The sequence below is a fragment of the Reyranella sp. genome (genome assembly GCF_017305915.1).
Classification (GTDB): Bacteria; Pseudomonadota; Alphaproteobacteria; order Reyranellales; family Reyranellaceae; genus Reyranella.
Genome location: NZ_JAFKJN010000045.1, coordinates 17,001 through 35,072, shown reverse-complemented (window position 1 = coordinate 35,072; position 18,072 = coordinate 17,001). Strand labels below are relative to the sequence as shown.

Here is an 18,072-nt window from a genome sequence, read left to right as displayed (position 1 = left end):
CCGGAATGCGGCTCTCGGGGTCGATGTAGGAGAACAGACCGCCCTGATCCCGGAACTCACCGCGCATTGCCCATGCTCCACAGCAAAAACCACGCTATGGAATCATCAATCCTGAAAAACCGGAAGGTTCTTCAGCAAACTGCTAGATCGAGCGCGCCACCGCGTCGATGATGGCCGCCGCGTCGAGCTTGTAGGCGCGGTAGAGATCGGGGATGTCGCCCGACTGGCCGAAGCTCTCGATGCCGAGCGGCACGACGCGCTGGCCGCGCACGCCGCCCAGCCACGACAGCGCCAGTGGATGGCCGTCGAGCAGGGTGACGAGGCGGGCGTCGCGCGATAGTGGCGCCAGCAACCGCTCGACCGGTGCGGCCGAGCGGTCGACCGAACCGGCGGTGCGGCCGCGATTGCGCTGCGCGGCCAGCCAGTCGGCATGCAGGCGGTCGGGCGAGGTCAGGACGAGCAGGCCTGCGCCGGCGAAGTCCTTCACGACGCTCTCGTGCGCGGCGATCGCCTCGGGCGTCACCGCGCCCATGCAGACGATGGCGATGTCGGCGCCGTCTTCCGGGGCTGCATACCAGTAGCCGCCATCGACGATGTCGGCCTGCTGCTGCGCCGAGAGCGTGCGCTCGGGCTGCACCAGGCTGCGGGTCGAGAGGCGCAGGTAAATCGACGAGCCTTTCGGCTCCTGCATGTGCTCCAGGCCGAAGCGCATCAGCACCGCAAGCTCGTCGACATAGGCCGGCTCGTAGGAGAGCAGGCCCGGCTGGCCGATGCCGATCAGCGGCGTGTGGATGCTCTGATGCGCGCCGCCCTCGGGCGCCAAGGTCACGCCCGACGGCGTCGCCACGATCATGAACCGCGCATCCTGGTAGCAGGCGTAGTTCAGCGCATCGAGGCCGCGGGCGATGAAGGGATCGTACAGCGTGCCGATCGGCAGCAGGCGGGTGCCGAACAGCTCGTGGCTGAGACCCAGCGCCGCGAGCTGGATGAACAGGTTGTTCTCGGCGATGCCGAGCTCGATGTGCTGGCCGCGCGGCGTCTTGCGCCAGAGCTGGGCCGACACGACCTTGAGCTCGCGGAACACGTCCTCGGCCTCGGTGTGGCCGAACAGGCCGCGCCGGTTGATCCAGGCGCCGAGGTTGGTCGAGACCGAGACGTCGGGCGAGGTGGTGACGATGCGGCGGCTGAGCTCGCTGTCCTCGGCCGCGATCGAATTCAGGATCTTGCCGAAGCCGGTCTGCGTGCTCGAATCGCGGTCGTTGGGCTTGGGCAGCGCGGCCGGGATCGCGACGGCCGGCGCCTCGGTGCGGCGGCGGCCTTCCGCGTTGAACGGCGCTTCCTTCAGGAACGCTTCGAGCTCGGCCGGCGGCACCGAGAGGCCGGCGAACCTGTCCCATTCCTGGCCATCGGCGATAGCCATGCCCTGCTTGAAGCCCGCCATCTGGTCGACGGTCATCAGGCCCGAATGGTTGTCCTTGTGGCCGGCGAAGGGCAGGCCCTGGCCCTTGATGGTGTAGGCGATGAAGCAGGTCGGCGTGTCGTCGGCCACGTCCTCGAAGGCATCGAGCACGGCCTGCATGTCGTTGCCGGCGAGATTGGTCATCAGCCGGTGCAGGCTGGCATCGTCGTGCTGCTCCAGGATGCGGCGGATGCCGGGATACTGGTTGAGGTCGCGGGTCAGCGCCTCGCGCCAGCCGGCGCCGCCCTTGAACACCAGCGCCGAGTAGAGCGAGTTGGGGCAGTCGTCGATCCACTGCCGCAGATGCTCGCCGTCGGGCTGGGCGAAAACGGTCTCCAGCAGCTTGCCGTACTTCAGCGTCACGACGCGCCAGCCGACCAGCTCGAACATCTCGCCGATCCGGCCGAACAACCGGTCGTTGACCACGCCGTCGAGGCTCTGGCGGTTGTAATCGATCACCCACCACAGGTTCCGGACGTCGTGTTTCCAGCCTTCGAGCAGCGCCTCGAAGATGTTGCCCTCGTCGAGCTCGGCGTCGCCGACCAGCGCGACCATGCGGCCCGTAGGCCGGTCGGCCGGCGCGAGCTGCTTCAGCCGCACATAGTCCTGCACGATCGAGGAGAACAGGGTCATGGCGACGCCCAAGCCCACCGAGCCAGTCGAGAAGTCGACATCGTCGACGTCCTTGGTGCGCGAGGGATAGGACTGCGCGCCGCCCAGGCCGCGGAAGCGCTCGAGCTTCTCGCGCGTCTGATGGCCGAACAGGTACTGGATGGCGTGGAACACCGGCGAGGCGTGCGGCTTCACGGCCACGCGATCCTCGGGCTTCAGCACCGAGAAATAGAGGGCGGTCATCACCGTCGCCAGCGAAGCGCACGAGGCTTGGTGGCCGCCGACCTTCAGCCCGTCGCGGTTGGGCCGGATATGGTTGGCGTGATGGATCGTCCAGGACGACAGCCACAGGACCTTGCGCTCCAGCTCGCGGAGCAGGCGCAGGCGTTGAACCGGGGCCAGAGTGGTCATGGAGCAAGCCATACGCCCTAATCCGGGGAAAATCCTTGCGTTCGGCCCCGGTTTTCCCCTGTACTGGGCAGGATTGTCCTAATTGGCGGGAATTTTCGCAATGATCACCCTCGATGCCATCGACCGGCGCATCCTGGAGCGGCTGCAGCAGGACGGGCGTCTCAGTAACGCCGAGCTGGCCGAGAAGGTTGGGCTGTCGTCCTCGCCCTGCTGGCGGCGGGTCAAGGCGCTGGAGGCGGCGGGCGTCATCAAGGGTTATGCCGCCCTTCTCGACGCCAAGACGGTCGGCCTGTCGGTCAACGTGTTCGTGTCGGTGTCGCTCTCGACCCAGAACGAGAAGTCGCTGGCCGCCTTCGAGCGCGCGGCGGCGGCGCGGCCCGAGGTGATGGAGTGCTACCTGATGACCGGCGACAGCGACTACCTGCTGCGCGTCGTGGTGCCCGACCTCGAAGCCTACGAGCGCTTCGTCATGGACTTCACCAAGATCCCCGGCATCGCCCAGATCCGGAGCTCCTTCGCGCTCCGGCCGGTGAAGCAGGGGACGGCGCTACCGCTGGAGGAGACCGGCCGCTAGACTCGCTCGCGGAGGAACCCAAGATGCCGACACCGATCGTCTTCGACGCTGAAATCGGCCGCCAGTTCATCAAGTACGCCCGCCTGGTTTCGGGCCGCGGCTATGTCCACAACACCCTGGGCAACATCGTGATCCGCACGCCGCATCCGGATTACCCGCACGGCATCGCCTACACCAAGCACGCCGAGGTCTCGCTGGAGGAGATGGAGGCGTGCAACATCGTCATCACCGACGTGCCGTCGAGCCGGATCGTGTGGGGCCAGCGCATGACCAGCGTCGGCCACAATCTCAGCCGCGAGATCCTGCGGCTGCGACCCGACATCAATGCCACCATTCATGTGCATGACGACGCGACCATCGCCTTGCTCGGCTCCGGCGCGCCGCACGACTTCAAGGTGCTGTCGCTCGATCCGCCGTTCGTGCTGGGCAAGCCGGTGCACTACGTGCCGGCGCATGTCGATGTCGAGGCCGACGTGAGCTCGGTCGCGGGCTTCATCCAGGACACCAATCTCGTGGTGCTGGTCGGGCACGGCCTGACGGCGCTCGGCCGCAACGTCTCCGAGGCTTATCACCGGCTCAACACCTTCACCGCCGAGGTGCGGCGCTGCCTGCTCGCCGAGCAGGTCGCGGCGCTCAAGGGCACGACGCCGACCTACCGCGCGCAGCACGAGATCGAGGCGATGTACCGCTTCGCCGAGCGCATCATCTACCCGACGCGGCCCGACCACGTGATGCAGGAGGCGGCGGCGGAGTAGCCGCCATGTCGACGCCGCCGCGCCGCGGCGTGCCGGTCGGCTTCGCCGCGCTGCTGGCGGTGACGCTCTGCCTCTATGCCGTGACCGTCGCCACGGTCGCCGATTCGCGCAGCAGCGACGCCGCCGGCAATGCCCTGTCGATCGCCTTCGCCGCGATCTCGGGCGGCCTGCTCTGGATCGCGATCGTGGCCCTGCTGGCGATGGCCAAGGCGCACGGCGCCATGGGACGCAGGGCGTCGTGGGCGCTGGTCGTGCTGATCCCGGCCTCGGTCGCCGCCTACGTCCTGGCGATCGGCGACTTCGACCCGCGCGGCGGGCCGGCGCCCGTCGTGGTGTACGGGCTGCCGGCGCTGCCCATCCTGTTCGCCGTGTGGGCGCGCTTCTCGAGGCTGCACGACACGCTGCGGCCGGCCGGCACCGCGTCGGGCCTGCTGGCGCTGATGGCCGTCTTGTCGTTCGGCATGATCGCGATCGGCTTCGGCGGCGCCCCGCCCAACCCGACGGCACCGGCCGATCGCGCGACAGCGGAGAAGGCGCGCCTGGAGCGGGAGGCCAAGGCTCAACGCGATTCCCAGGAACGCGAGGCGGCGGCGTTCGCCAACCTCGGCCCCGATTCGCCTCTCGCCGACTACCTGCCGTTTCTGCGCAATCGCGCCTTCGCCGACCGGGCGCTGCAGGGTATCCAGAAGGTGAAAACGCGCCAGGCCGACGCCGTCGCCCTGCTCGAGCAGCGTCCGCTCGGCGAGCTGGCCGAGCTGTGGCAGTGGAACGTGCTGGGCACCCGCGAGATGTGCGAGGCCTATGCCAACGCCTTCCTTCGCGCGGCCAATCGCATCGACAAAGGCCACGGCGACTATCTCAACGCGGCGACGGACCTCGAATGGCAGTTGCCCAATCTCAAGTGGATGGTCGGCTCGAAGTGCGACCTCAGCGGACCGCTGGAGCGCGCCGGGACCAACATCAAGGCGGTCGCCGATTCCGACCGCCTGCGCAATTTCGCCGTCACGCTGGGCGAGCTGAAGACCGTCAAGTGAGGTCGATCGTGCCGCTCAGCATTGGGACGCAGCGGCCACCGATATAGGCGGCGACGATCTTACCGCCCTTTTTCTCCGCGGTCGCTTCGAGCACGCTCGGCCGGCCCATGTCGACGCCCTGGCCGATCGTCCGGGTGAAGGTGAGGTCGGGTTGCGGCTCGCGCAGCGCCAGGAGGCCGATCAGGGTGATGTTGGCGCTGCCGGTCGCCGGGTCCTCCGGCACGCCGAACAGCGGCGCGAACATGCGCGACTGGATGTCGGCGCCGGTGACGTAGAGATGCACGCCGACGGTGCGCTCCATCGGCAGGTGCTGACGGAAGGTCTCGATGTTGTAGCTGGCGGCCTTCAGCGTCTCGCGCGAGCGGACCTCGGCGAACAGGAAGTTGTTGCCGGTCGAGGCGATCATCGGCTGGCCGACGATGTCGGCGGGTGCGAGCCCGACGGCCTGCGCCACGATCTCCGGAGCGACCTTCTCGCCCGACGTCAGAGGCTGCGGTGCAGCAAGGCGGGCGGCGACGACGGTGCCGTTCTGGCGCGTGAGGTCGAGCGGGACGAGGCCGGCCTTCTCCTCGAACACGAGCCGATCGCCGGTCGCCCGGCCCATCCGCGCCAGCACGAAGGCGGTGCCGACGTTGGGATGGCCGGCGAAGGGCATTTCCGACTTCGGCGTGAAGATGCGGACCTGCGCGGTGTTCTTCGGGTCCTTCGGCGGCAGCACGAACGTCGTCTCGGCCAGATTGAACTCGGCCGCAATCGATTGCATCTGCTCGGTGGTGAGGCCCCGGGCGTCGGGAATGACGGCCAGCGGATTGCCGCCGAACTTGCGGTCGGTGAAAACGTCGACGGTCTGGAACGGGACTTTCATGGCGTTTGTCATCCTGAGCGAAGCGAAGGATCCTTCGCTTCGCTCAGGATGACAGAGGGGCTAATCTCCCGCGCATGACCAATGCTCAAGCCGTCCCTCAAATCTCTTATGATCACGGCGTCTCGGACAAGAAGCTGATCGGCGAGACGATCGGCGCCTTCTTCGACCGCACCGTCGACAGGTATCGCGACCGCGAGGCGTTGGTCGTCAAGCACCAGAACATCCGCTGGACGTGGGGCGAGCTCGGGCGCCGGGTCGACGACCTCGCCGCCGGCCTGATGACCCTGGGGCTGGAGCGCGGCGACCGGATCGGCATCTGGTCGCCCAACACGGCGGAATGGGCGCTGACCCAGTTCGCGACGGCGAAGGCGGGCCTGGTGCTGGTCAACGTCAACCCGGCCTACCGGCGCGCCGAGCTCGAGTACGCGATGAACAAGGTCGAGTGCAAGGCGCTGGTCCTGGCGCCGCAGCTCAAGACCTCGAACTACCTCGAGATCGTCGACGACCTGGTGAAGGACAAGAAGCTGCCGCGCCTCGAGCACATCGTGCGGTTAGGGACTGACAAGACGGCCGGCATGCTGAACTTCGACGACGTGGCGACCGCCGGCGGCAATGCCGAGCGGGTGAAGCTCGCCGAGCTCGGGCCTAAGCTGCAGTTCGACGATGCGATCAACATCCAGTTCACCTCGGGCACGACCGGCTTCCCCAAGGGCGCGACGCTCAGCCATCACAACATCCTGAACAACGGCTACTTCGTCGCCGAGGGCCTGAAGCTCACCGAGAACGACCGGCTGTGCATCCCGGTCCCGCTCTATCACTGCTTCGGCATGGTGATGGGCAACCTCGGCTGCCTGACGCATGGCGCGACCATGGTCTATCCGGCCGAGGCGTTCGACCCGCTGGCGACCCTGACGGCGATTGCCGAGGAGCGCTGCACGGCGCTCTACGGCGTGCCGACCATGTTCATCGCCCAGCTCGACCATCCGCAGTTCGCGAAGTTCGACCTTAAGAGCTTGCGCACCGGCATCATGGCCGGCTCGCCGTGCCCGATCGAGGTGATGAAGCGGGTCCAGAGCCAGATGAACATGAGCGAGGTCACCATCGCCTACGGCATGACCGAGACCTCGCCGGTGTCGACGCAATGCGCCACCGACGACCCGGTCGAGCGCCGCGTCTCGACCGTCGGCCAGGTGCTGCCGCACATCGAGATCAAGATCGTCGATACCGAGGGCAAAGCGGTGCCGCGCGGCGAGACCGGCGAGTTCTGCACCCGCGGTTACTCGGTGATGAAGGGCTACTGGAACGACGAGGACAAGACGCGCGAAGCGATCGATTCAGGCGGCTGGATGCACACCGGCGACCTCGCGACCATGGATGACGAGGGCTACGTCAACATCGTCGGCCGGCTGAAGGACATGGTGATCCGCGGCGGTGAGAACGTCTATCCGCGCGAGATCGAGGAGTTCCTGTACCGCCATCCGAAGGTGCAGGACGTGCAGGTGATCGGCGTGCCCGATCCGAAGTACGGCGAGGAGATCTGCGCCTGGATCAAGCTGCGCGACGGCCAGAGCGCCACGCCGGAGGAGATCCGCGAGTTCTGCAAGGGCCAGATCGCCCACTACAAGATCCCGCGCTACATCGAGTTCGTGGCTGAATTCCCGATGACCATCACCGGCAAGATCCAGAAGTTCGTGATGCGCGAGCAGACCATCGGCAAGCTCGGTCTGAAGGCCGAAAAGACGGCCTGACGCAGTCGCCGTGCACGTGTGACCATTTGATGGGCAGGGCAACGGCTCCGCGAAGGAGGGCGTTGTAATCCGGTTCGCCGCACAGCCGGAGTCCGCGTCTCGTGAAGTCTGCCGTCGTTGCGTTCGAGTCGGTTCCTTCGTCCTCGGCTCCTCGCCAGCCCGCTTCTGTCGTCGGCACATCCCCCGCGCAGCGCATCCCTGCGTTCGATTATCTGCGCGTCTTCGTGATCTTCCTGGTCGTGCTGCATCACGCCGTCTTCGCCTATTGCGCCGACGGCCAGCCGGCGCATGGCGGCGGTTACACCAACGGCTCGGCGCCGGTCGTCGACGGCGCGCAGTGGGCCGGCTTCAACGCGATGGTGCGGTGGAACGACAGCTTCTTCATGCCGCTGATGTTCCTGCTCGCCGGCCTGTTCGTGCGCCCGAGCCTCGAGCGCAAGGGACTCGCGCGCTATTTCGCCGATCGCGCGCTGAGACTCGGCGTGCCGCTGCTGGTCGGCATCGCGACCGTGGTGCCCGTCAGCTATTACGCGGCCTACCTGCAGGGCGGCGGGACGACAGGTTTCGCCGCGTTCTGGGCGAAGATGGTGACGACCGGCCCGTGGCCGAGCGGACCGCTGTGGTTCGTCGGCGCGCTGCTGGTCTTCGATCTCGTGACGGTGCTGCTGCTGACCCGCGCCAGCGTGCAGCGCCTGACCGCGGCGCTCGATCGCCGCTCGCCGGCGGCGTGGTTCGTCCTGTTCGTGGCGCTCGCCGCCCTCGCCTATCTGCCGGCGCAGGCGGCGCTCGGCTCCTCGTTCTGGCTGACCGCGGGACCGTTCGGCATCCAGGCGAGTCGCATCGGACTCTATGCCGTGTTCTTCGTCGCCGGCGTGATCGTCGGTGCCGATCGCCTCACGTCGGGCCTCGCGCATCACTGGCTGCGCTGGCCGCTGCTGGCGGTGATCGCGACCGCGCTGCTGTTCAGCGCATCCCTGCCGGCGTGGACCGACAGTCTTGTCATGGTCCTGTTCGCCACGGCGATGGCGGCGGGCCTGCTCGCCGTGGCGGTCCGTCTCGGCCGCAAGCGCAGCCCGGTCGGCGACAGCCTCAGTGCGAATGCCTACGGCATCTACCTGGTGCACTGGCCGATCGTCCTCTGGCTGCAATTTGCGCTTTTGCGCCTGCGATTGGGCGCGATCGAGAAGGGGATGCTGGTCCTGACGTCGGGCTTCGCCCTGAGCTGGCTGGCATCTGGCCTGTTGCGTCGCCTGCCGAGAGTTGCGCGGATCGTATGACCGACGGCGGGCGCGTGGTATGCTGCGCCCATGCCGATCTACATGGAGATCTCGAAGCTGTATCGCGTCGTGACCATCGTCGCGCGCGGCAAGATCGCTCCGGAAGAGATCATGGGCACCGCGCAGAAGCTGGTCGAAGCGCAGGTCCCGGCATTCGCCAAGATCGTCGACCTGCTCGACGCCACCGCCGAGCTGAACCCCGAGCAGATCGGCCGCATCGCGACGCTGCTGCGCGGCGGCGGCGACCTCAAGCGCGGCCCGGTGGCCTTCATGGTCGATCCCAAGCGCGGCGAGTTCGCCCGCGCCTTCGCCGCCACCGAGACCGGCGAGCGGCCGGCCCACCTGTTCAAGAACCTGCGCGAGGCGCGGGCGTGGCTCGCCGAGATCGACGAGGCCGCCCGCAAGAAGCCGGCCGACGGCTCGCCGTGGAGCGATCCGGAACGCCAGGCGGTGATGTTCCGCGGCGGCCAGACGCGCGACGTGCCGGTCGGCGACCGGCCGGCCTACAACGCGGCCTGACGGCTTCTAGAGCATATTCCGTTCGGCTGGAATCAGCCGAACGGAATATGCCTGCTGCAACAACAACCCCCGTGTGCGCATTTCCGAGCAGATGGAACCGCGAGCGGTTCCATCTGCTCGGAAATCGCTCTAGTCCGCCGCCGCGCGCTGCTGCTCGGCCGCGGCGACCGCGGGCCGGTTGGACTCGAGGAACATGCGGATGTGGCGCACCGCCAGCGGGACCTTGTCCGGCGTATCCTTCCACGGATAGAGGCTGACCTGGCTGTTGGGCGCCAGCATCGCCACTTCCATTGCCACCTTGAAGGGATGCGGCGGGATGTCGTCGGGCAGCACCAGGATCGGCGTCTGGCAGTTCTTCACGAAGTCGCGGCTCACGGTGAAGACGAAGTCCGGGTTGGCGAGGTACATCTTCTTCAAGAAGCCGCTGACCTGCTCCATCGTGCATTCCGGCCGCTTCTTCACGAACTCCGGACCCCAGCCTTCCATGTTGCGGTCGTAGAACTGGGTCGGCATCTCGGGCCGATGGCCCGACGGCTGGGTGAGCACCGCGGCGACCACGCGATCGCCGGCGCGCTTGATCAGGTTCCAGATGAACGGCTGGCCGATGCAGTAGCCCAGCACCATAAACTTCTTGATGCCGAGATGGTCCATCAGGCCGATATGGTCATCGGTGAAGGAGTCCCACGGCCGGTCGGCCTCGAGCGGCCCGGAGGATTGTCCGGAAGGGGCGTTACGCAGGTCCGCACCGATGCAGCGGAAGGCGTTGCTGAACTCCTTCAGCGCATTGAACGGATGCGTCGCATCCAATCCGGCGATGGTCGAGTTCAACCCGCCGCCCGGGATGACCATCAGCGGAAAGCCGGAGCCGCGCTCCTCGTAATGGATGCGGACCGGGCCCTTTTCATAGAACGGCATGGCTTCCTCCCGAAGGTGAGGCCGAACCGTGCCACGCGCGGCCGGCTGGCTCAACCGAGGTGCAATCGGTGTGAAGCAATATCTGCCGATGTCGACAAGCCGCTGTGCTACCGTCCGCCGCCAAAGGGTGCGGAATGCCGATCTACGTCGAAATATCGCGGCTCTATCGATGCGCCACGGTCGTTGCCCGGGGCAAGATCACGCGCGAGGAAATCCTGGCGACGGCCGACGAGCTGATCGACGCCGACATCCCCTTGTTCGCCAAGCTGATCGACGTCGCGGGCGCCACTTCCGACGTTACGGCTGGCGACGTGCGCCGGCTCGCCGCGGTGCTGCGCAAGGTCGGCAAGATCAAGCGCGGCCCGGTCGCCTTCCTGATCGCCCCGGAGCGCGCCGACTTCGCCCGCGCCTTCGCCGCCACCCAGACCGAGCGGCCGGTCCGCCTGTTCACCAGCATCCACCAGGCGCGCGACTGGCTGACGCGCGATGCGCATATCGAAGCCGAGCAGGCGCCTCCGCCCGCGGCCAACGGCGTCACGCCGTGGTCCGATCCCCAGCGCGAGGCGGTGCTGATCCGCCGCCGCCAGCGCCGCGCGCTCGCCATGCCGGCCTCGCGGCCCGCCTACGGGACCTGAGCCGGGGGCGTCACTCCAGTGGCGCGTCATGGTCTTCGGACTGAGGAGCTCCAGCTCCGCTCATGAGCGGGCCTGGAGGCTTGCGGTCCCAAAGAGCATGAGAAGACGCGTCCCTTCCGTGGCGCGCCCCCAGCGCATACCCTTCGGGCATGAACGATGCCCGCCCCGAGGACGAGACGCCCGAGAAGGACGTCCCGCTGCGTTACGACACGCGGCTGCTGGGCCGCATCCTGGGCGACACGGTGCGCAGCCAGGAAGGCGAGCCGGTGTTCGACCTGGTCGAGCACATCCGCCGCACCGGCGTGCAGTTCCATCGCAACGCCGATGAGGGCGCGCGCCGCGAGCTGCAGGCGATCATGAGCGGCCTGCCGACCGACGCCGCGATCCGCATCATCCGCGCCTTCGGCTACTTCTCGCATCTCGCCAACCTGGCCGAGGACCAGCACCATATCCGCCGCACCCGCGCCTACGAGATCCAGGGCGCGCCGCCGCGCCGCGGCACCCTGGCCTATGCGCTCGGCCGCGCCCGCGAGGCCGGCGTGACGCGCGACCAGCTAAGCGCATTCTTCGCCTCGGCGCTCTGCGTGCCCGTGCTGACCGCGCATCCGACGGAGGTGCGCCGCCAGAGCATCATCGACCGCGAGATGGAGATCGCCCGCCTGCTCGACGCGCGCGACCGCGTGCAGTTCACGCCCGAGGAGCTTACCCAGAACCGCAGGGCGCTGCGCCGCAACGTGCTGACCCTGTGGCAGACCAGCCTGGTGCGCCACAGCCGGCTGCGGGTGCTCGACGAGGTCGCCAACGGGCTGGCCTATTACGACCACACCTTCCTCGCAGCACTGCCCGAGCTCTACGCCGACCTCGAGGATCAGCTCGGCGCCGAGGTGCCGTCGTTCTTCCGCATGGGCAGCTGGATCGGCGGCGACCGCGACGGCAATCCCTTCGTCACCGCCGAGGTCACGCGCCAGACGCTGGCGACGCAAAGCCGGCGGGCGCTCGGCTTCCATCTCGAGCAGCTCCACCGGCTGGGCTCCGAGCTGCCGATCGATGCCCGCATGGTCGAGGTCTCTGCCGCCCTGCAGGCGTTGGCCGACAGCTCGCCCGACAAGGCGCCCGAGCGCCAGGACGAGCCCTACCGCCGCACCCTGACCGGCATCTATGCACGGCTGGCGGCGACGGCCTGGGACCTCGATCGGCTCGAGGCGCCTCATCCGCCGGTCGGCGAGGCGCCGCCCTACCAGACGGCGGCCGAGCTCAAGGCCGACCTCGACACCATCCACGAGTCGCTGACCGCCAACAACCTTGCCGGCCTGGCGCGCGGCCGGCTGCGGGCGCTGCGCCGCGCCGTCGATGTCTTCGGCTTCCATCTCGCCTCGCTCGACATCCGCCAGAACGCCGACGTGCACGAGCGGGTGATGGCCGAGCTGCTCGAAACCGCCGGCGCGGCGACGGGCTATGCCGAGATGGACGAGGCGGCGCGGGTGGCGCTGCTCTCGGCCGAATTGGCCAATCCGCGGCCGCTCGGCACGCCGCACCACGACTACAGCGAGGAGACCGCCAACGAGCTCGCGCTGGTGCGGGTCGTCGCGGACGCCCATCGCCGCTACGGCGCCCTGGCCGTGCCGACCTACGTGATCTCCAAGGCCGATTCGGTGTCGGACATCCTCGAGGTGGCGGTGCTGCTGAAGGAGGTCGGCCTGATCGGGCCGCGCGAGGGCCGGCTCGAGGTCGACATCGCGCCCTTGTTCGAGACCATCGCCGACCTGCAGCACTGCGCGAAAATCATGGACGCGCTGTTCGCCGTGCCCGGTTACCGCCGCCTCGTGGCGTCGCGCGGCGTGCAGGAGGTGATGCTGGGCTACTCCGACAGCAACAAGGACGGCGGCTATCTCACCTCGGTGTGGGAGCTCTACAAGGCCGAGCGGGCGCTGATCGAGGTCTTCCGCAAGCATGGCGTGCGGCTGCGCCTGTTCCACGGCCGCGGCGGCTCGGTCGGCCGCGGCGGCGGTCCGAGCTACGAGGCGATCCTGGCCCAGCCGCCCGGCGCGTTGCAGGGCGCGATCCGCGTCACCGAGCAGGGCGAGGTGATCGCCGGCAAGTACTCCAACCAGGAGGTCGGCCGGCGCAATCTCGAGACCATCGCCGCGGCCACGCTGGAGGCGACCCTGCTCGAGGCCGGCCGGCCGCCGCCGCCCGACGACTACATCCGGATCATGGAGCAGCTTTCGGCGCATGCCTTTGGCGCCTATCGGGCACTGGTCTACGAGACGCCCGACTTCGACCGCTACTTCCGCGAATCGACGGTGCTGGAGGAGATCGCGACGCTCAACATCGGCAGCCGCCCGGCCTCGCGCTCCAGGCGCCAGGGCATCGAGGACCTGCGGGCGATCCCGTGGGTGTTCAGCTGGGCGCAGTGCCGGCTGATGCTGCCCGGCTGGTTCGGCTTCGGCGCGGCGGTGGCGCAGTGGATCGCGGATCATCCGGCGGAAGGCCTCGCGCGGCTGCAGCGCATGCACGACGAATGGGACTTCTTCCGCACCACGCTCTCCAACATGGACATGGTGCTGGCCAAGAGCGACATCGCCATCGCCTCGCGCTACGCCGAGCTGGTCGGCGACGAGGCGCTGCGCCGGTCGATCTTCGACCGCGTGAAAGCCGAATGGCAGGCCTCGATCGACGCCGTGCGCGGGATCATGCGGCAGGGCGAGCTGCTCGAAGGCAACAAGCTGCTCGCCCGCTCGATCCGCAGCCGGTTCCCCTACATCGATCCCCTGAACCACGTGCAGATCGAGCTGCTGCGCCGCCACCGCGCCGGCGATACCGACCCCGGCGTGGTGCAGGGCATCCATCTCAGCATCAACGGCATCGCCGCAGGCTTGCGTAACAGCGGGTAGCAGAAAATGGACACGCCGATCGCCACCAACAGCCTGGTGCTGGGCCGCATCCTCCGCCGGCAGGCGCGTTACCGCCCGCACCATCCCGCCGTCGCCTTCGAGAACCGGCGGCTGAGCTATGCCGAGTTCAACATGATCGTGAACCGCTGGGCCAACGCGCTCGGCGGCCTCGGCGTGGGGCGCGGCGACCGCGTGGCGACGCTGCTGCCCAATTGCCTGGAGGGCCTGGCCACCTATTGGGCCTGCGCCAAGTTGGGGGCTGCGGCGGTGCCATTGTCGGCGTTGCTGCTGGAGGAGGGGCTGGTCTCGCTGCTGTCCGACGCCCGGCCGCTTGTGATCGTCTCGACCGTCTCCTTCGCCGCGATGCTCGACAAGGTGCGGCCGCGGCTTGGCTACACGCCGGCGCCGGCGGTCGTGCTGGTCGACGGCGAGGCGCCGGACATGCCGGGCTATGCCCGGCTCGTTGCCGCCGCCAGCGCCGACGAGCCGGCCGACGTGGCGCAGGCGGGCGACCTGGCGACCCTGATGTATACCAGCGGCACGACCGGCCTGCCCAAGGGCATCATGCACACGCATTTCATCCGGGCGATGTATGCCGGGCTGTTCGCCTCGACCTTCCGCATGACGCCGGAGAGCAAGGTGCTGCAGACCGGCGCGCTGGTGTTCAACGGCGCGATGGTGACCATGCTGCCGGCTTTCTATTGCGGCGCGAGCTACTTCCTGCACCGGCAGTTCGACGCGCAAGCGATGGTCGAGACGATCGAGAAGGAGGGCATCACCCACATCATGGTGGTGCCGTCGCAGCTCATCGCGATGCTGAGCCTGCCGGGCTTCGATCCGGGCAAGCTCGCCTCGCTCGAGATGATCCTGTCGCTCGGCGCGCCGCTGCGGCAGGTCCACAAGGATACGCTCGCGCGCGTGCTGCCCGACCGGCTCTACGAGCTCTATGGCGTCACCGAAGGTTTCATCACCGTGCTCGACCGTGCCGATGCCGTGCGCAAGGCGGGCTCGGTCGGCGTGCCGGCGCCGTTCTACGAGATGCGCATCCTCGACGAGCAGGGCCGCGAGTGCGCCGTCGGCGAAGTCGGCGAGATCGTCGGCCGCGGGCCGGTGACCATGGCGGGCTATGCCGGCCGCGACGATCTCACCGCCGAGACGCTGCGCGGCGGCTGGGTGTTCACCGGCGACCTCGGTTACGTCGACGACGAGGGCTACCTGTTCCTGGTCGATCGCAAGAAGGACATGATCGACTCGGGCGGCGTGAAGGTCTATCCGAAGGACATCGAGGAGATCGCCTGCAACCACCCCGAGGTGCGTGAGGCGGCGGTGTTCGGCATCCCGCACGACAAGTGGGGCGAGACCCCGCTCGCGGCGGTGGTCCTGCATGCCCACGCGCGAGTCTCCGCCGAAGGGCTGTGCGACTGGATCAACGCCCGCGTCTCGGCGCGCTATCAGCGCGTCGATCGCGTGGTGATCCTGCCCGACTTCCCGCGCAACGCCGCCGGCAAGACCCTGAAGCGCGACATGCGACTGCCTTACTGGGAAGGCCGCGCGCAGAAGATCTAGCCGCGCAACTCCAGCCGTCGCTCGATGCGCACGAGACGCTCGGTTAGTCTGTCGACGGCGACCTGCTGCTGGGCATCGGCTGCAGCGAGGCGGCCGAGATGCTGAATGATCGACGCCTGTCCATTCTCGAGATTGCCGAGTCGCCCCCGAATTTCCCCGAGCGATCCCTGAACCTCTGCGAGATCTGACCGAATGGCGCGGAGGTGTGCCAGGACGATGCTTTCTGGACTTTCATCCATGGCTTCCCTTAGCACGTCCGCGGTTTTCAATGAAGCAATCATAGAGTGTATTCATGATGCCTTATCAATCTCTCGATGTCGCTCCAGGTACCTCCGAGGTAGTTGAGGCAAAAGGCGCGGCCGGCATCCTGCCGCGCCATGAACGATCTTCTCGGACCATTGGTCCTGTTCGCCGCCGTGATGTGCCTGACGCCAGGGCCGAACGTGGTGCTGGCTACGGCGTCGGCCGCCAACTTCGGCTTCCGCCGCACCCTGCCGCAGATCGCCGGCGTCACCGCGGGCTTCGGCGTGCAGGTGCTGGCGGCGGGACTGGGGCTGGCCGGCCTGTTCCAAGCCGAGCCGCGGCTGCATACCGCGCTGAAGTATGCGGGCGCCGCCTATCTGCTCTGGCTCGCATGGCGCATCGCGACGGCGGCGTCGGCGAAAGCCGGCACGCGGGCGCGGCCGCTCGGCTTCGTCGAGGGCGTGCTGGTCACCTGGGTCAATCCCAAGGGCTGGGTCACAACCATCGGCGCGCTGGCGGCCTTTACACGGCTCGATGGCGACGTGGCGCTGCAGACTGCAGTGATTGCGCTCGTGCTGGCGGCGGCGTGCGGCGGCTCGCTGCTGCTGTGGGCAGGCTTCGGCGCTGTGATCGCCCGCTGGCTGACGAGGCCGGGCGCGCGGCGGGCGTTCAATGGCGCGATGGGCGGCCTGTTGGTGCTGTCGCTGGCGCCGGTGTTTGCCTAGAGCACATTCCGTCCGGCTGGAATCAGCCGGACGGAATGTGCCTGCCGCAACAGGCATCCCGGTGCGCGCGTTTCCGGTTAGATGGAGCCGCGCGCGGCTCCATCTAACCGGAAACCGCTCTAGCCGCGCAACGCCGCGGTGCGTACGGCGTCGACGGCGCGGCCGTCGGGCGTGAGCGCCACGCCGTACTCGCGCTCGGCTGAATCGCGGCTGACGATGCCGTCGCGGACGTCGCGCAGCACCCGCGCAGGATCGCGCGTCTTGGGGTCGCCGAAGCCGCCGCCGCCCGGCGACAGGCTGCGATAGGTGGCCGGGCCGAAGCGGTGCACGCCGTACTTCCAGCCCTCGATGTGCTTGCCGTCGGCGAGCGTCAGCATGACCGCGCCACCAATGCCGGCCTTGCCACCCTGGGCGCCGAAGCTCGACGGTGCGCCGACGCCTTCGCCGCGATAGGCATAGTCGGCTGGCGTCGTCACTTCGACTTCATAGTCGGCGCCGGCGCCGCCGCGGAAGCGGCCGGGCCCGGCCGAGTCGCAGCGCAGTTCCTGACGCTTGAAGTGCACCGGATAGAGCTGCTCGTAGGTCTCGAGGTTGGGCAAGGTCAGGCCGCCGAGCGTGATCAGATGGCCGATCAGATGGAAGCCGTCACGGCCCTCGACGCCGCCGCCGGCCGGCGCGCCGGCCCACTGGAACATCACGTAGCGGCTGCCGTCGTCTTTCAGGCCGGCAGTGACGGCGTGCACCGCCTTCGACCAGCCGGCCGAGGCCCTGTCGGGCAGCGCCTGGCCGAGTGCCTTCCACATCACGTGGACGATCTCGTGCGCCACGAAGACGGTGTTCATGGTCATCGGCGCCGGCGGCCGCGGATTGACGATGCTGCCCTCGGGCAGGCGGATCTCGACGTGCCGGAAGGTGCCCTCGTTGCGCGGCAGGTCGGGCTCGAAGAACGAGGCCAGCGCCATGTAGACCGCCGAATAGGAATTGGCGATCGAGCTGTTCTTGAAGCCGCGCACTTGTGACGAGGTGCCGGCGAAATCGACGATCAGCTTGCCGTCCTCGACGGTGAGCGCCACCGCGATCCGGCCGTCGATCGGCTCGAGGCAGTCGTTGTCGATCGGCTCCTCGGCGCGCCAGGTGCCGTGCGCCAGCCGGTCGATGCAGCCCTTGAAGCGGCGGTCGGCATGGTCGAGCACGGCCTCGAAGAAATCGTTGGCCTGGGTGGCGCCCAGCTCCTCGACCAGCAGTGCCAGCCGCTCGGCGCCGATCCGGGTCGAGCCCAGCATGGCATGCAGGTCGCCGTCGAGCGCTTCTGGCAAGCGCGTGTTCAGGAGCAGCAGCCTCCACAGGTCGGTGCGTACCGTGCCACGCTCGATCAGCTTCAGGACGGGCAGCCGGATGCCCTCGTGGAAGATCTCGGTGGCGGCGGAGTTGTAGGTGCCGGCCGCGCCGCCGCCGATATCGGCCTGGTGGGCGCGGTTGCAGGCGAAGGCGACCAGCGCGCCGTCCACGAACACCGGGCGTGCGATCACCCAGTCGGGCAGGTGGTTGCCGCCCGCTTCGTAGGGATCGTTGAGCAGGAACACGTCCTCCGCCTCGATCGAAGCCGCGAAGTCGCGCAGGATGGCGCGCACCGCGAAGCCGCCGCCGCCGGTATGGATCGGAATGCCGTCGGCCTGGCTGATCAGCGTGCCGCGGGCGTCGGCGATGAAGCAGGAGAAGTCGTGGCTCTGGCTGAAGATCGGCGAGCGCGCGGTGCGCGTCATCACCCAGCCCATCTGGTGCGAGATGTGGTCGAGCCGGTTCTGCACCAGCGCCAAGGTGACGGGATCGAGCGTCATGG

15 protein-coding genes are annotated in these 18,072 nt (G+C 68.2%); 10 read left to right on the top strand and 5 right to left on the bottom strand.

Translation table 11 applies throughout. The annotated features are described in order from the left end of the window. Nucleotides 1–142 precede the first annotated feature (142 nt). Complete coding sequence (locus tag J0J01_RS31535; protein WP_296387604.1) at nt 143–2,482, bottom strand: transketolase; 2,340 nt, start codon at nt 2,480–2,482, stop codon at nt 143–145. 100 nt (nt 2,483–2,582) lie between these two features. Between J0J01_RS31535 and J0J01_RS31530 the strand changes: the two genes are divergently transcribed. From J0J01_RS31530 to J0J01_RS31520, 3 genes are read left to right on the top strand one after another with little or no spacing between them, the layout of a single operon-like run. Continuing rightward, the gene (locus J0J01_RS31530; RefSeq protein ID WP_296387603.1) at nt 2,583–3,056 is read left to right on the top strand and encodes an Lrp/AsnC family transcriptional regulator; all 474 of its coding nucleotides are present in this window, start codon (nt 2,583–2,585) and stop codon (nt 3,054–3,056) included. Nucleotides 3,057–3,079: 23 nt separating this feature from the next. After that, entirely contained in the window at nt 3,080–3,811 is a 732-nt protein-coding gene (locus tag J0J01_RS31525) for a class II aldolase/adducin family protein (RefSeq protein ID WP_296387602.1), read from the top strand. Between the two features lie 5 nt (nt 3,812–3,816). Beyond that, nucleotides 3,817–4,845 (top strand): hypothetical protein, encoded by a 1,029-nt coding sequence (locus J0J01_RS31520; RefSeq protein ID WP_296387601.1) that lies wholly within the window; start codon nt 3,817–3,819, stop codon nt 4,843–4,845. On the opposite strand, the gene J0J01_RS31515 is transcribed toward J0J01_RS31520, so the two are convergent. Then, nucleotides 4,838–5,710 carry a PhzF family phenazine biosynthesis protein gene (locus J0J01_RS31515; RefSeq protein ID WP_296387600.1) on the bottom strand — a complete coding sequence of 291 codons (873 nt, stop codon included), beginning with the start codon at nt 5,708–5,710 and terminating at the stop codon, nt 4,838–4,840. The genes J0J01_RS31520 and J0J01_RS31515 overlap by 8 nt on opposite strands. 74 nt (nt 5,711–5,784) lie before the next feature. Here J0J01_RS31515 and J0J01_RS31510 point away from each other — a divergent pair, with 74 nt between their 5' ends. From J0J01_RS31510 to J0J01_RS31500, 3 genes are all read left to right on the top strand, one after another. Then, the gene (locus J0J01_RS31510) at nt 5,785–7,458 is read left to right on the top strand and encodes an AMP-binding protein (protein WP_296387599.1); all 1,674 of its coding nucleotides are present in this window, start codon (nt 5,785–5,787) and stop codon (nt 7,456–7,458) included. Between the two features lie 101 nt (nt 7,459–7,559). After that, the gene (locus tag J0J01_RS31505) at nt 7,560–8,735 is read left to right on the top strand and encodes an acyltransferase (protein WP_296387598.1); all 1,176 of its coding nucleotides are present in this window, start codon (nt 7,560–7,562) and stop codon (nt 8,733–8,735) included. A 30-nt stretch (nt 8,736–8,765) separates the two neighbouring features. Next, the gene (locus J0J01_RS31500; RefSeq protein WP_296387597.1) at nt 8,766–9,254 is read left to right on the top strand and encodes a hypothetical protein; all 489 of its coding nucleotides are present in this window, start codon (nt 8,766–8,768) and stop codon (nt 9,252–9,254) included. Nucleotides 9,255–9,383: 129 nt separating this feature from the next. Here the strand turns inward: J0J01_RS31500 and J0J01_RS31495 are convergent, their stop codons facing one another. Further along, entirely contained in the window at nt 9,384–10,169 is a 786-nt protein-coding gene (locus J0J01_RS31495; protein ID WP_296387596.1) for an alpha/beta hydrolase, read from the bottom strand. 134 nt (nt 10,170–10,303) lie between these two features. Here J0J01_RS31495 and J0J01_RS31490 point away from each other — a divergent pair, with 134 nt between their 5' ends. The 3 genes from J0J01_RS31490 to J0J01_RS31480 all read left to right on the top strand — a co-directional run bounded on the left by J0J01_RS31490 (nt 10,304) and on the right by J0J01_RS31480 (nt 15,264). Next, complete coding sequence (locus J0J01_RS31490; protein ID WP_296387595.1) at nt 10,304–10,804, top strand: hypothetical protein; 501 nt, start codon at nt 10,304–10,306, stop codon at nt 10,802–10,804. Nucleotides 10,805–10,953: 149 nt separating this feature from the next. Further along, the gene (gene ppc / locus J0J01_RS31485; RefSeq protein WP_296387594.1) at nt 10,954–13,698 is read left to right on the top strand and encodes a phosphoenolpyruvate carboxylase; all 2,745 of its coding nucleotides are present in this window, start codon (nt 10,954–10,956) and stop codon (nt 13,696–13,698) included. Nucleotides 13,699–13,704: 6 nt separating this feature from the next. Further along, nucleotides 13,705–15,264 carry an AMP-binding protein gene (locus tag J0J01_RS31480; RefSeq protein WP_296387593.1) on the top strand — a complete coding sequence of 520 codons (1,560 nt, stop codon included), beginning with the start codon at nt 13,705–13,707 and terminating at the stop codon, nt 15,262–15,264. On the opposite strand, the gene J0J01_RS31475 is transcribed toward J0J01_RS31480, so the two are convergent. Then, nucleotides 15,261–15,533: a hypothetical protein gene (locus tag J0J01_RS31475; protein WP_296387592.1), complete on the bottom strand. Its 273-nt coding sequence runs from the start codon at nt 15,531–15,533 to the stop codon at nt 15,261–15,263. The genes J0J01_RS31480 and J0J01_RS31475 overlap by 4 nt on opposite strands. Before the next feature lie 108 nt (nt 15,534–15,641). Between J0J01_RS31475 and J0J01_RS31470 the strand changes: the two genes are divergently transcribed. Beyond that, on the top strand, nt 15,642–16,232 hold the full coding sequence (locus J0J01_RS31470; RefSeq protein ID WP_296387591.1) for a LysE family translocator: 591 nt from the start codon (nt 15,642–15,644) through the stop codon (nt 16,230–16,232). Nucleotides 16,233–16,351: 119 nt separating this feature from the next. On the opposite strand, the gene J0J01_RS31465 is transcribed toward J0J01_RS31470, so the two are convergent. Beyond that, nucleotides 16,352–18,070, bottom strand: coding sequence for a hydantoinase B/oxoprolinase family protein (locus tag J0J01_RS31465; RefSeq protein WP_296387590.1), 1,719 nt, complete (start codon nt 18,068–18,070; stop codon nt 16,352–16,354). Nucleotides 18,071–18,072: the final 2 nt, after the last annotated feature.